Source organism: Flavobacterium cheniae (assembly GCF_004363695.1).
Classification (GTDB): domain Bacteria; phylum Bacteroidota; class Bacteroidia; order Flavobacteriales; family Flavobacteriaceae; genus Flavobacterium; species Flavobacterium cheniae.
Window position 1 is genome coordinate 148,657 of record NZ_SNZC01000002.1, and the last position, 13,397, is coordinate 162,053.

12 protein-coding genes are annotated in these 13,397 nt (G+C 32.1%); 3 read left to right on the plus strand and 9 right to left on the minus strand.

The genetic code is table 11. From position 1 onward, the window contains the following. Positions 1 to 21: 21 nt before the first annotated feature. From C8D80_RS05610 to C8D80_RS05650, 9 genes are all read right to left on the minus strand, one after another. Positions 22 to 2,829 (minus strand): M16 family metallopeptidase, encoded by a 2,808-nt coding sequence (locus C8D80_RS05610; RefSeq protein ID WP_133608254.1) that lies wholly within the window; start codon positions 2,827 to 2,829, stop codon positions 22 to 24. A gap of 92 nt (positions 2,830 to 2,921) precedes the next feature. After that, a complete protein-coding gene (locus C8D80_RS05615; RefSeq protein WP_133608256.1) occupies positions 2,922 to 3,938 on the minus strand; it encodes an FAD:protein FMN transferase in 1,017 nt (338 codons plus the stop codon). Then, positions 3,913 to 4,278 (minus strand): Na(+)-translocating NADH-quinone reductase subunit F, encoded by a 366-nt coding sequence (locus C8D80_RS05620; RefSeq protein ID WP_133608258.1) that lies wholly within the window; start codon positions 4,276 to 4,278, stop codon positions 3,913 to 3,915. The genes C8D80_RS05615 and C8D80_RS05620 overlap by 26 nt, the downstream gene beginning before the upstream one ends. Positions 4,279 to 4,358: 80 nt before the next feature. Beyond that, positions 4,359 to 5,660 carry an NADH:ubiquinone reductase (Na(+)-transporting) subunit F gene (gene nqrF, locus C8D80_RS05625; RefSeq protein WP_133608260.1) on the minus strand — a complete coding sequence of 434 codons (1,302 nt, stop codon included), beginning with the start codon at positions 5,658 to 5,660 and terminating at the stop codon, positions 4,359 to 4,361. Positions 5,661 to 5,685: 25 nt separating this feature from the next. Further along, a complete protein-coding gene (gene nqrE / locus C8D80_RS05630; protein WP_133608262.1) occupies positions 5,686 to 6,444 on the minus strand; it encodes an NADH:ubiquinone reductase (Na(+)-transporting) subunit E in 759 nt (252 codons plus the stop codon). 5 nt (positions 6,445 to 6,449) lie between these two features. Next, positions 6,450 to 7,115 carry an NADH:ubiquinone reductase (Na(+)-transporting) subunit D gene (locus tag C8D80_RS05635; RefSeq protein WP_133608264.1) on the minus strand — a complete coding sequence of 222 codons (666 nt, stop codon included), beginning with the start codon at positions 7,113 to 7,115 and terminating at the stop codon, positions 6,450 to 6,452. Between the two features lie 5 nt (positions 7,116 to 7,120). Beyond that, on the minus strand, positions 7,121 to 7,804 hold the full coding sequence (nqrC, locus tag C8D80_RS05640; RefSeq protein WP_133608266.1) for an NADH:ubiquinone reductase (Na(+)-transporting) subunit C: 684 nt from the start codon (positions 7,802 to 7,804) through the stop codon (positions 7,121 to 7,123). Between the two features lie 2 nt (positions 7,805 to 7,806). Next, positions 7,807 to 8,973 (minus strand): NADH:ubiquinone reductase (Na(+)-transporting) subunit B, encoded by a 1,167-nt coding sequence (locus C8D80_RS05645; RefSeq protein ID WP_133608268.1) that lies wholly within the window; start codon positions 8,971 to 8,973, stop codon positions 7,807 to 7,809. Positions 8,974 to 8,978: 5 nt separating this feature from the next. Continuing rightward, on the minus strand, positions 8,979 to 10,328 hold the full coding sequence (locus C8D80_RS05650; protein ID WP_133608270.1) for a Na(+)-translocating NADH-quinone reductase subunit A: 1,350 nt from the start codon (positions 10,326 to 10,328) through the stop codon (positions 8,979 to 8,981). Positions 10,329 to 10,522: 194 nt separating this feature from the next. Here C8D80_RS05650 and C8D80_RS05655 point away from each other — a divergent pair, with 194 nt between their 5' ends. From C8D80_RS05655 to apaG, 3 genes are read left to right on the plus strand one after another with little or no spacing between them, the layout of a single operon-like run. Next, the gene (locus C8D80_RS05655) at positions 10,523 to 11,770 is read left to right on the plus strand and encodes a type IX secretion system plug protein (RefSeq protein ID WP_133608273.1); all 1,248 of its coding nucleotides are present in this window, start codon (positions 10,523 to 10,525) and stop codon (positions 11,768 to 11,770) included. A gap of 2 nt (positions 11,771 to 11,772) precedes the next feature. After that, positions 11,773 to 12,852: a DUF3667 domain-containing protein gene (locus C8D80_RS05660; protein ID WP_133608275.1), complete on the plus strand. Its 1,080-nt coding sequence runs from the start codon at positions 11,773 to 11,775 to the stop codon at positions 12,850 to 12,852. 3 nt (positions 12,853 to 12,855) lie between these two features. Further along, entirely contained in the window at positions 12,856 to 13,242 is a 387-nt protein-coding gene (apaG, locus tag C8D80_RS05665) for a Co2+/Mg2+ efflux protein ApaG (RefSeq protein WP_133608277.1), read from the plus strand. The last annotated feature ends 155 nt before the right edge of the window (positions 13,243 to 13,397 follow it).

The window sequence follows — 13,397 nt, forward strand, 5'->3', positions numbered from 1 at the left end:
TTGAATTTAATAAAAACCTATTTATTCTTCAGGCATTAATATACCAATTACTTTATCTTTTGATAAATATTTCTTAGCCACATCTTGAAGCTCTTTAATAGTCAACGCATTCAATTTAGCTTCAAATTCAAATACTTCTTCAGGATTAACACCATCTGTATATTGACGTTTTAAAATTGCCATCCAATATCTGTTATCTTTCAAGCTTTCTTTGTATTCTAATCTTGACGCTTCTTTAAATTTATCCAAATCTTTTTGTTCTGGACCGTTAGTAATCATTTTGTTTAATTCTCTTAATGCAGATTCTGTAAGTTTTTCAGCATTTTCAGGTCCACAAGGGAAAGAAATTGAGAAATTATAACTTCCGTAAGGTACTTTATTTATACTTCCTCTTGCTCCTACTCCATAAACACCACTTTCATTTTCTCTTAGTTCTTCTACTAATTTAATTGTCAATACTTCACCTAATGCTTTGAAAGCAAATGCTTCTTTAGCATCGTATTTTGTATCGCCATAAATCATGATGTTCACGGTACTTTTTGGATCTTTACCTTTGTTTACCACTTTTTTGTGTGAACCATTAAGCATTCTGTATCCTAAATCTTTCGCACTTTCTTTAGTATTCTTATCCGAAGGCAATGAAGCAATATATTTCGCCGCAAAAGCTTCCAATTGAGCTTCATCAAAATTTCCAACAAAGTAGAAATTAAAATCAGCTGCATTTGCAAAACGCTCTTTGTATTTTTTATAAGCTAATTCATAATCCGCTTTATCAAAATCTTCTTCTTTTGGAAACCCTTTATATCTTGGATTTTCTTTATTCAAATACGTATAAAATTCATTTGAAAAATAAGTAGCAGGTTGCGACATCATGTTCGCCATAAAACCTTTTTGCTTTGAAATAAAACCAGCAAAAGCATCTTTATCTAAATTCAAATCAGTGAAATAAGCATAAGTCATTTGGAATAAATACTCTAAATCTTTTGGAGTTGAAGAGCCGTTTAATCCTTCATAAACTCCACCAACATAAGGATTTACTCTTGCGATTTTTCCAGTCATGAATTTATTGATATCGTTTTTAGACATTCCCGAAAAACCTGCTTCAGACAAACCACCCATTGCTAATGAAACTTTTGCCATTTCATCGTTTGAAAATAAATTTGAACCTCCAAAACTTACCGCTTCAAACATTACTTGATCGTTTTTAAAATCGGTTTTCTTGTAAACTACAGTTGCTCCATTTGAAAGTTTTAAAGTAGTTGTTCCTAATTTCGCATTGCTTTCTTTTGAAACTACACTTCCTTCTTTAACCTGATTTCTCAATAAACTTTCAGATACTTTCGTTTCTGTGTAAGCTGTTAATTCATTTTTGTTTACTGTTAATGAATTTAAAACTTCTTGCTCAGTTGGCTTAACCAATCCATCTTTTTCTGGACCTGTTAAAATTACAACTCGGTTGTCTTCTTTTAAATATTTTGCAATTAATCCGTTTGTTTCTTCAACACTTACTAAAGGCAACATTTTTTTGAACACATCGAATGTCCATTCGATACTAGGTATTGGTTCTTTTTCAAGGAAATTTGCCTGATATTCTGAAACATAATTCTCAGATTCATTCTTTTCTCTCTCGTTATATTGTCTTTCGATTTGTGATAAAAATTCGGCTTTTGCTCTATCTAATTCGCCTTGCGTAAATCCAAATTGTTTCACTCTTTCATTCTCTTTTACTAAAACTTTTAAAGCTTCTAATTGTTTGTCTTGCGCCACCATAGCAAAAGACTGAAAAGCTTCTTTTGTTCTTGCAAAAGTACCACCATGGTAAGTATAACCAAAGTTAAAAGGAGGATTCGGACTGTTTTGTAACTCTTCTAATCTATTATTTAACATAGTAGAAAAAAGTCCTTTTGCAAGATATTCTTTAAAATCACCAAGAGTAGTAACTTTCTTAGGCTCTTCATAATCTTTATACAACAATTGCACTTGAGCAAATGCCGCTTCTTTATCCGATTCTACAGAAACAAAAGTTTCTTTATGATTAGGAACATCAAACGTTTTTCTTTCTTTTTGCTTTTTAGGATTTTTATATTTTCCAAAATGAGCAATAATTTTTTGCTCCATTTCGGCAACATCAATATCACCCACAACAATTACCGCCATTAAATTAGGACGATACCAGTCTTTATAAAAACTAGTTAATTTATCGTATGTAAAGTTTTCTAAAATTTCTTTTTGACCAATAGGAAGACGTTTTGCGTATAACGAATTATACATCATTTTTGGCATAAAACGTCCCATCATTCTTTTGTCGGCACCTAAACCTAAACGATATTCTTCTAAAACAACTCCTCTTTCTTTATCAATTTCTTCTGGAGTTAACGTCGTATTGAATGCCCAATCTTCGATAATTTGAAACCCTTTTTCTACTTTTTCTTTATCATCTGAAGGGATTGGTAAAAAGTAAACCGTTTCATCAAAACTGGTGTAAGCATTTAAGTGTTGCCCAAACTTAACTCCAATACTTTGAAGGTAATTTACCAATTCATTTTTAGGAAATCGTTTTGTTCCATTGAAACACATGTGCTCCATAAAGTGTGCTAATCCTTGTTGCTCATCTGTTTCTTGAATAGAACCTGCATTAACAACTAAGCGCAAATCTACCTTATCTTCTGGTTTTGCATTTTTACGGATGTAATAGGTTAATCCGTTTGAAAGTTTACCGATTTTTACATTTGGATCGGTCGGAATTGGATCTTCTAGCTTAAAGTCCTGCGCAAAAAGAAACGCTGGAACGAAAAGCAATAAAGAAATGGAAAATTGAAATTTCTTCATAAAATTTGATTTTGTTTGGATAAAATTATCTTTATAACTACAAAATCAAAAGTTTATTATGCAAGTTTTAACAATTATTTTCTTATTTGGAATTAGTCTATAATTAAAGAATTGAAATTTTCTGTAGTAAATTGTTGCATTTTATTGTCAGAATCTGAGTACAAAAGCATTACATACAATTCTGGATGTTTTTGCAAGAATACTTTACTTTCCTCTAAACTCATTAACATGAAAGCAGTTGCATAACCATCAGAAATAGCAGAAGATTTAGATAAAACTGTAGCGCTTAATACATTGTTTTTTTGTGCCAATCCTGTTTTTGGATTAATGATGTGTACGAATTTATTCCCTGTAACTTCGTCAATCATTACTTTACGATAATTACCTGAAGTTGCCATTCCTAAGTTTTCTAAATTTACTTTGGCAATTAAAGTACGCTCTTCAGGTTTTTGTAAAGGATCATCGATTCCTACTACCCAATTCTTATTTTCAATCGTGTTTTTTCCTAAAGCGAATAATTCACCGCCAATTTCAACAATAGCATTTTCAATTCCTTTCGATTTTAAATAATTTACGACCACGTCAACGGAATAACCTTGTGCAATTGCATTAAAATCGATAAAAGTTTCTTGATGCTTTTTTGAAATGGTTTTATTTGAATTTAAAGCAATCTTATCAAAACCTACAAATTGCAACAAACTATCTATTTGTTTTTGAGATAAATTTTGTTGTTTTTTATTCGGACCGAATCCGTAAGCATTCACCAAAACACCAATAGTTGGATCAAACAAACCATTAGTTTCTTTATAAATTAGATTTGAAAGTTGAAACGTTTCTGTAAAAAAATCATCGACTACAATCGTTGAATCTCCTGAATTGATTTTAGAAATTTTAGAATCTGGACGATACGTTGAAAGCGACAAATCGAAAGCAGTTAACAACGAATCGATTTGATTTTTAGTTACTTTTTCTTCTGATGCAATATATTTTATAGAATAGGTACTTCCCTGTGCTTCACCTTGAATGATATGAAAATCTGTGGCTTTATCACATGAAACTAATAACACAGCTACAACCAAAAAACTACAAAATCTCTTTAATTCCTTCATAATTTAAAATATAATCTTGATTTTTTAAAACGGGCTTTTCGAAATCATTTGCATTGGCAAAACCAACTCCAGCATAAAGCACTTTAGCTTTTTTCCCTTTAGCGTGATTGATGAAGGTTTCCATAAACAACACATCGTATTCGGCAGGATTATCAGGATACGTAACGGCTTGCACCATCACAAAATGTAAAGTATTCGTAGGTTTATCAACACAAACAAATTGTGGATGTTTTTTCAATTGGCTGTTAATAGCAATGAACTCAAATCCTTGTTTTTCGAGTTCTTTTCCCACGTGATTCATGGCCAAATGATGTAAGTCTTGAAGTGATAATGGTTCCATGATACAAAGGTAGTTATTCTATTTGAAAGCATAAAAAAACCGACTCATTTCTGAATCGGTTTTGGTATTTAAAATTTGGATTAACCTCCAAAGTCGTCAAATCTAATGTTTTCTGGATCTAAACCGAAGTCTTCACCCATTTTTTGAACTGCTTTGTTCATCATTGGGGGTCCACAGAAATACAATTCAATATCTTCAGGATTATCATGTTTTGATAAATAATTATCAATTACCACATTGTGAATAAATCCTACGAATCCGTCACCTTCTCCGTCGATTCCTTCTTTCACTTTCCAGTTATCTTCTGGCTGTGGTTCTGATAAAGCCAAATAGAATTTAAAGTTAGGGAAATCTTTCTCTAACGCTCTGAAATGGTCTGTGTAGAACAATTCACGTTTAGAACGACCTCCGTACCAATACGTAACTTTTCTTCCTGTTTTAACTGTACGGAATAAGTGATATAAGTGCGAACGCATTGGCGCCATACCAGCTCCACCACCTACGTACAACATTTCTGCTTCTGATTCGTTGATGAAGAATTCTCCGTAAGGTCCAGAAACTACTACTGGATCACCTGCTTTTCTTGAGAAAACGTATGAAGAAGCAATACCTGGATTTACTTTCATCCAATCGTTTGTAGCTCTATCAAAAGGAGGAGTTGCAATACGAACGTTCAACATAATTTTTCTTCCTTCTGCTGGGTAAGAAGCCATAGAGTAAGCTCTTTCAACCAATTCGTCATTTTTCATAACTAATGGCCATAATTTGAACTTATCCCATTCCGCTTTGAATTTTTCAGGATCACTAGGATGTTCTTCTGGGTGCGCCATAATATCCATATCTGAGAATTTTACTTCACATTTAGGGATTTCAATTTGGATATATCCACCAGCTTCGTAGTGCATATCTTCTGGCAACTCAACGATAAATTCTTTAATGAAAGAAGCTACGTTGTAGTTAGAATATACTTTTGCTTCGAATTTTTTGATACCAAAAATTTCTTCTGGCACTTCAATTACCATGTCTTGTTTTACTTTAACTTGACATCCTAATCTCCATCCGTCTGCTAATTCTTTACGTGAAAAGTTAGGTATTTCTGTTGGTAATGGTTCACCACCACCTTCTAATACTTTACATTTACATTGTAAACAAGAACCTCCACCACCACAAGCTGATGGTAAGAAGATTTTACTATTTCCTAAAGTAGTTAAAAGCGTACTTCCTCCACCTACTTCGATTTCGTTTTCACCGTTAATTTTAATCTTTACTGCACCTGAGTTTACCAACTTTGATTTAGCGTATAATAGCATAAACACCATTAGTAAAATAAGCACTAAGAAAGCTAAAATTGAATATGTAATTAATTCTGTTATACTAAACATGAGTTCAATTTTTAATGTTATACTATTATTTAACTACTTGAGTTGAATCTACTTTTACAGAATCTACAGCTACTTGAACTGAATCAACCACAGGAGTTTCAACAACAGCTGGAGCTGGAGTTACTACTTTTTCTTGCGGTTTTTTATTTAAAGCATTGATGTCGATACCACCAAAACTCATAAAACCAATAGCCATTAAACCTGTTAAGATAAAAGTAATACCCAAACCTCTTAGCGGCGCTAATACGTTAGAATATTCCATTTTTTCACGGATAGCTGCTAATGCAACAATTGCAATTAACCAACCAAAACCCGATGCAAAACCGAAAGTTATTACATGACCTAATGAAGAATATGTTCCACCATCAACTCTTTGTTGCATAAATAATGAACCACCTAAGATAGCACAGTTTACTGCAATAAGTGGTAAAAAGATACCTAATGAGTTGTATAATGAAGGTGCAAATTTCTCAACAATCATTTCCACTAACTGTACCATTGTTGCTACAGAAGCAATGAATAAAATGAAAGTTAAAAAGCTTAAATCTAATTCTGCGAATGATGGATCTAACCAAGCTAATGCACCAGCACCTAAAACATAATGATAAATTAAATAGTTTAAAGGAACAGTAATTACTTGTACAAATATTACAGCAATACCAAGACCTATAGCTGTTGATACTTTTTTAGAAACGGCCAAAAATGAACACATTCCTAAGAAGTATGCAAAAATCATGTTATCAATGAAAACTGATTTTAAAAATATATTGATATATTCAAACATAGCTATTATTTTTTCTCGATTAATTTCTTGTTAATTCCTCTTTGTACCCAAATTACGATACCTACCATAACTAAGGCCATTGGAGCTAATAACATGAATCCGTTATTAACATATCCTGTAGCATACAAACCTGTTTTTTCAACAGAGTTTCCAAGAATTTCGATTCCGAATAATTTTCCTGAACCAAATAATTCTCTAAAAAATGCAACTACCAATAAAATGATTCCATATCCTAAACCGTTTCCTAAACCATCTAAGAAAGAAGGCCATGGTTTGTTTCCTAAAGCAAATGCTTCAAAACGTCCCATTAAGATACAGTTTGTAATAATTAATCCTACGAATACTGATAATTGTTTGCTGATATCATACGCATACGCTTTTAAAACCTGGTCAACCAAGATTACTAAAGCTGCTGCTACAACCAACTGAACAATGATACGGATTCTACTTGGAATTAAATTTCTTAATAATGATACAATTACGTTACCAAAAGCTACTACCGCAGTTACTGAAAGTGCCATTACAAAGGCATTTTTCATTTGAACTGTTACCGCTAAAGCTGAACAAATACCTAATACCTGAACCGTTACTGGGTTATCGTCATTAAATGGATTCGTAATTAATTTAATATTACTTTTTGAAAATAATCCTTCTTTGTTGTTATCTGCCATGACGATTATTTTTTATTAGATTTTAAATATTTTTCATATGGTTTTAAACCTCTAACTAACATTTCAGTTACACCATTACCTGTTAAAGTTGCTCCAGAAATTGCGTCCACTTCACCATCAGCTTTGTTGTCTTTTCCTGTATATCCTTTAACTACTTTTAAACCTTGTAAGTTTCCGTTAGCATCAAATACATTCTCACCAATAAAACTTTTTTGGAAATAATCTTGCGTTATTTCTCCACCTAAACCAGGAGTTTCTGCTTTGTGATCAAACACAATACCGTCTACTTTTAAGTTTTCGTCAACAGAAACATAACACCAGATAGCATCCCATAATCCCATTCCTCTTACAGGAATAACATAGAATTTTTTACCGTCTTTTTCAGCATTGAAAATTGGAAATTTTCCTTTTTCTTTAGCGATATCAACTGTAAAAGCATCTTTACTAATTTCGATTCCATTCTCATCAAAAACTACTTCACTAATGATGTGCTTTTTGTATGCTTCTTCAGAAGCGTCTCTTTCTACAGCTACTCCAAACGATTTTAGAATGTACTGCATTTTCTCTTTCTTAATGTTCGCTTCTTGATTTGGCTTAAGTGCCGTTGCAGCAAATGCTAATGCAGAAGCTACTAACACCACCATAACAGTCGCAAACAAAAATGTATATCCGTTACTTTCTCTATTCATGACTATGCAGATTTTAATTGTTTAGACTTAGCCAATCTTTTCTTTCTCTTAGAAATGTTTCCATTTACTACGAAATAATCAATTGTTGGCGCTAAAGTGTTCATTAATAAGATAGCTAACATTACTCCTTCTGGGTAAGCTGGATTGAAAACTCTAATCATAATACTAAAGAATCCTATTAATAAACCGTAGATGATTTTTCCTTTATCAGTTTGAGCTGCAGAAACTGGATCAGTTGCCATGAATACAATACCAAAAGCAAAACCTCCAACTACTAAATGATTTGTCCAATCAAAGTTCATTAAAGCAGTTAAACCAACAGCGTTGAACATCATTGCTGTTAATGCTGCTCCCACTACTCCAGAAACCATAATTTTCCAACTACCAACTCCTGTTGCAATCAAAATAAATGCACCAATTAAGATAGCTAAAACTGAAGTTTCCCCAATAGAACCTGGAATAAATCCTAAGAACATATCCATAGTAGAATAAGCTACTTCTTTTCCTTGTGCTAATGAACCCAAGATAGTTTCTCCTGAAATTGCATCAGTAGTACTTGCCTCACTAACCCAAATTTTATCTCCCGACATAAATGTAGGATAAGCAAAGAATGCAAAAGCACGCGCTAATAAAGCTGGGTTAAAAATGTTCATTCCAGTTCCACCAAAAGCTTCTTTACCAATTATAACTGCAAAAGCTACTGAAATAGCTAACATCCATAAAGGTAAGTCAACTGGCATAACCATTGGAATTAACAAACCAGATACTAAATATCCTTCGTTAACTTCGTGACCTCTAAAAATTGCAAAAGCAAATTCAATACCTAATCCTACTGCATAAGATACAATAATCATTGGTAACACTTTCCACAATCCGTGTAAAAAGATATCCATAAATGAAGGTAAAACACCATCGTTCAATTGAATAAAGTGTTGGTAACCTGCATTATAAATTCCGAATAATAATGCTGGAACTAAAGCTAAAACCACAGTAATCATGGTTCTCTTTAAATCTACAGCATCTCTAATATGAGCTCCATGCTTTGTAGTATGATTAGGCACATATAAAAATGTATCTAATGCATTGATAGCAGGTGCGAATTTTTCAAATTTTTGCCCTTTCTCAAAAGGCTTTTTAATTTGGTCTATTTTATCTCTTAAAAACTTCATAGCTATTATCCTACTTCTTTAATCATTAAATCAAGAGCTTCACGAATGATTTGTTGCGCTTCTAATTTAGATGTGTTAGTATAATCAATCAAAGCAAAATCTTCTGGAGCTACTTCGTAAATTCCTAAGCTTTCCATTTTATCGATATCACTTGCCAAACAAGCTTTTAATAATTGCATTGGAAAAATATCTAGAGGCATTACTGCTTCCATTTCTCCTGTTACAACTAAAGCTCTTTCTTCACCATTTAAATTGGTGTTAGGTGCATATTTTTTACCTGGCATTAACCATGATAACCCTGTTCTTGATGCACTGTGAACACTTGGAGAAGCGAATGGCATCCATCCAAACATTCTGTAAACATTTCCTTCAGGAATAACAGTTACTGTATTGCTTAAGAAACCTAAATTTCCATCCATTTTTACTTTAGTACCAGTTAAAACGTCTCCAGAAATAACTCTTACGTTATCTCCTTCAATTTTACCAGCAACTAAATCGGCAATAGCAGCACCCGAAATTACATTATAGTATTGAGCGTCTTTAACTTCAGAACCTACCAAAGCCACAGTTCTTGTAGCATTGAATTTTCCAGTTAAAAATAATTCACCAATTGTTGCAACATCTTGAGGTGTTACTGTCCAAACTCTCTCACCTGCATTTATAGGCGAAATTTTTCCAATTTGAACGCCAACATTTCCAGCAGGATGCGGTCCGTACACTTGGTGTAAAGAAACTCCTTTAACGTCTTTGAAAATTGATTTCCCTTTACCTTTAACAGATAAATGAACTTTTCCTGATGTTAATTTTGCTAAAGCATCGATACCAGTTTGAAAAGCTTGCAACTTGTTTTCTAAAACAAACTCAACATCTGCCGCCAAAGGAGCAGTTGCATAAGCCGAAATAAAAATAGCTTTAGGCGAATCAGCTGAATTAGCAATCACATCATACGGACGCTGATTGATAAATGGCCAACAACCTGAAGCTAACAAATGTGCTTTTACTTCTTCTGTTGATAAATCGTTAGGATTTTTCTTGCTATGCTCAACGAAAACATCTTGAGAATCAGCAGCAATAAGAATCTCTAAAATGACTCTTTTTTCACCACGTTTGATTTCTTGAATTTTTCCGCTTACAGGAGCAACAAACTTAACTTTCTCATCTGATTTAGAATAGAAAATTACTTCTCCCGCTTTAACGTTATCTCCTTCTTTTACTACCATTTTCGGAGTTACTCCGTGGAAGTCAGAAGGTTTAACAGCATAGACTTTCGAGCGAGTGGTATCAGCTATCTTATGAGCCGCTTCACCCTTCAACTTAAGGTCTAAACCTTTTTTAATTCGAATGTCTTTTGACATATTTTTGAAGATATGATTGTTAAAAAATTTACTATAAAACGTGCAAATTTAATCAAATACATAGCACCTTACCAAAAATAAAGGCGGAGATTTGGTTTATTTATAATTATTCTAAATTATAAATTACTAATAAATTAAAAGGAATTGCGTTTGTACCTAAAGTTTTACTATTTTTACGTCTTTATAGGAATAAAATGAACAAAATTGCACTCATAATTTCTTTTTTCTTTTTTCAATTTATTTTCTCACAATCAGGAATTGAACAAGAACCTTCATTTAATATCAAAACCATTTCATTTCGTGTAAATGGTAATAATGTTATTCCTTTTTTTAAACTAGGAGAAACTTTTGAATTGAGTTTTGATGATTTATACGGAGACGAAGCTGATTATTACTACACCATTACGCAATATAATTACGACTGGTCTGCACCATCCGATTTAGGAAAAGTAGAATATTTGAATGGAATAGACAACCAACGCATCATTACTTACGAAAACTCCTTCAATACTCTTCAATTGTATTCTCATTATAAACAAGTTTTTCCTAATAGATTTAATCAAATTACGAAAAGTGGAAATTATATGATTACTGTTTTAAATGATGAAAACGAAATTGTATTTTCTCGTAGAGTTATCATTTATGAAGAACAAGTTGCTGTTGGACTTTTGGTAAGAAGAGCGAGAGATTTTGACAGTTTAGACGGAAAGCAAAACATCGAAATGACAATAAATTATGGTGATCGAATTCTACAAAATCCGATTCAGAATGTAAAAGTTACTCTTTTTCAAAATGGAAATTGGAAAACCAGTATTTCTAACATTAAACCACAATACACTCTAGGTTCAGAATTAATTTACAGATATAATAAGGAAACTCAATTTTGGGCTGGTAACGAAACCTATAGTATTGACAACAAAATAATCAGAGGAACTAATAACACAGTAGCAAAAGTAACTTCTGGAGACAACATTTACAACACCTATTTGTATGTAAATACACCTCGAAAAAATCAACCTTATACCTATTTTCCTGATATTAATGGCAACTTTTTTATTCAAAATGCCAACACTGCAAATTCACAAATAGAAGCCGATTATTCTTGGGTTTACTTCGCTTTAAATACGCCTAATTTAGTAGATAAAAACATTTATGTGGTTGGCATGTTTAACAATTACGCTTTAACTGATGAATATAAATTAGAATTCGACAAAAATTCTGGATTGTACGAAAAAGCAATTTTATTAAAGCAAGGATTTACCAATTACCAATACGTTATTACCGATAAATCTGGAAAAGTAGATTACGAAAATGCTGTTGATGGTAATTTCTTTCAAACGGAAAATAATTATACTGCAATTGTATATTATAGAGGAAATAACGACCGATACGATAGAGTAATTGGAATTGCAAACACAAACAGCGAAGTTATCCGAAATTAAGAATGAGCAGAAAAGACATAAAATACAGAGGAACTCAGTGTATCAACTGTGAAACATCGTTAGACATAAGCGAAAAATATTGTCACCATTGCGGCCAATTAAATTCTACAAAAAAGTTAACGATAAAAGATTTTATTGAAGAGTTTTTTGCCAATTTTTACGCTTACGATTCTAGATTACGCAATTCTATAATTTCGATTTTTACAAAACCAGGTGCTTTAGCTCGCGAATTTAACGAAGGTAAAAGACATACATATGCCAATCCGTTTCGTTTGTTTTTGAGTGTTTCGATAATTCTATTCATTACTTTTAATTTAACAGAAGGAGATAACTCGCCTGCTTCTGACACCGCAAAAGAAGAATTAGCAAAAGAACAATTTAAAGAAGAAATAAAAAAAGACAGTGCAGCTCTAAAATTATTAAATACTAACGTAACAATAAAAGACAATCTTTTAAAAAACAAAATTGAATACAGCAAAGACTCAATCTATACCAAAGATTTTATCGATAAAAATATCAATCGGAATTTAGATCCTTTAGTCTATTACATAACTTCGCTAAGAAATTTTCACTTAAAATATCCAGAAAAATCAGATGACCAAACACTGAAAGAGTTAGGATTTGAAAACAACTTTACATACAATACAATGTGTAATAAAGCAAAGCTTTTTAAATCTAACAATATCTATGAAGAGCTTTTCGATTACTTTTATCAAAAACTTCCATTCTTTATTTTTCTTTCTTTACCTATACTAACACTTATGTTTTGGTTGGTTTTTTATTCAAGAAAAATTAATTACACTGAACATTTAGTTTTTGCTTACACCTTTTTCACTTTCATATTTTTATGTATGATGATTTTCAATTTAATAAGTTTTATAAGTGAATCGTTATCAAACTTCATAGCTGGAATTTCATTTGCATTTTTATTCCCAATTTATTTCTACAAATCTTTAAGAAATTTTTATCAACAAAGCCGTTGGATAACAGTTTTAAAATTCTTAATTTTGAATCCGCTATTCTTTTTATTCTTAGGGATTTGCACCCTAATAATGATGCTCATAGGAATAATTCTATTTTAATATATGGTAAGTCAAATTACAAAAGGCATAAAGATTTCAGTTTTAACTAGTTTTGAAGGTACTTACTTCAAAAACTATAAGATTCACTTTGCCTTTGCGTATCATGTTACTATCGAAAATCAAAGTAAAGATTCAGTTCAATTAACTACACGTCATTGGGAAATTTACGACGCATTAAACAATGTTGAAGTAGTAGATGGCGAAGGTGTAATTGGAAAAAAACCAGTTATCAAACCAGGTGAAAGCTATACGTATTCTTCTGGATGCTTACTTTCTTCTCCTATTGGCGCTATGAAAGGCTATTTCAACATGGTAAACTTTACCTCAACTAGAAGCTTTAGAGTAATTATCCCAACTTTCAAGCTAAGTGCTACTTTTGCAATTAATTAACTTTCATTTCAGCTAAGTAACTTTTGTTATCGATTATTCAAAATATACTTTGTATTTTTGTATTCGTTTACGAAAAACCAGTAAATCAACACACAAAATTGTCTAATTTTCACTCAAGGACTTTGTCCAAACTGAGCGAAGCTAAAATTCAAAAC

Excerpts from the sequence above, each read along its gene's own strand:
- C8D80_RS05610 (WP_133608254.1), bottom strand. The coding sequence starts at position 2,829 with ATGAAGAAATTTCAATTTTCCATTTCTTTATTGCTTTTCGTTCCAGCG.
- C8D80_RS05615 (WP_133608256.1), bottom strand. The coding sequence starts at position 3,938 with ATGAAGGAATTAAAGAGATTTTGTAGTTTTTTGGTTGTAGCTGTGTTA.
- C8D80_RS05620 (WP_133608258.1), bottom strand. The coding sequence starts at position 4,278 with ATGGAACCATTATCACTTCAAGACTTACATCATTTGGCCATGAATCAC.
- nqrF (WP_133608260.1), bottom strand. The coding sequence starts at position 5,660 with ATGTTTAGTATAACAGAATTAATTACATATTCAATTTTAGCTTTCTTA.
- nqrE (WP_133608262.1), bottom strand. The coding sequence starts at position 6,444 with ATGTTTGAATATATCAATATATTTTTAAAATCAGTTTTCATTGATAAC.
- C8D80_RS05635 (WP_133608264.1), bottom strand. The coding sequence starts at position 7,115 with ATGGCAGATAACAACAAAGAAGGATTATTTTCAAAAAGTAATATTAAA.
- nqrC (WP_133608266.1), bottom strand. The coding sequence starts at position 7,804 with ATGAATAGAGAAAGTAACGGATATACATTTTTGTTTGCGACTGTTATG.
- C8D80_RS05645 (WP_133608268.1), bottom strand. The coding sequence starts at position 8,973 with ATGAAGTTTTTAAGAGATAAAATAGACCAAATTAAAAAGCCTTTTGAG.
- C8D80_RS05650 (WP_133608270.1), bottom strand. The coding sequence starts at position 10,328 with ATGTCAAAAGACATTCGAATTAAAAAAGGTTTAGACCTTAAGTTGAAG.
- C8D80_RS05655 (WP_133608273.1), top strand. The coding sequence starts at position 10,523 with ATGAACAAAATTGCACTCATAATTTCTTTTTTCTTTTTTCAATTTATT.
- C8D80_RS05660 (WP_133608275.1), top strand. The coding sequence starts at position 11,773 with ATGAGCAGAAAAGACATAAAATACAGAGGAACTCAGTGTATCAACTGT.
- apaG (WP_133608277.1), top strand. The coding sequence starts at position 12,856 with ATGGTAAGTCAAATTACAAAAGGCATAAAGATTTCAGTTTTAACTAGT.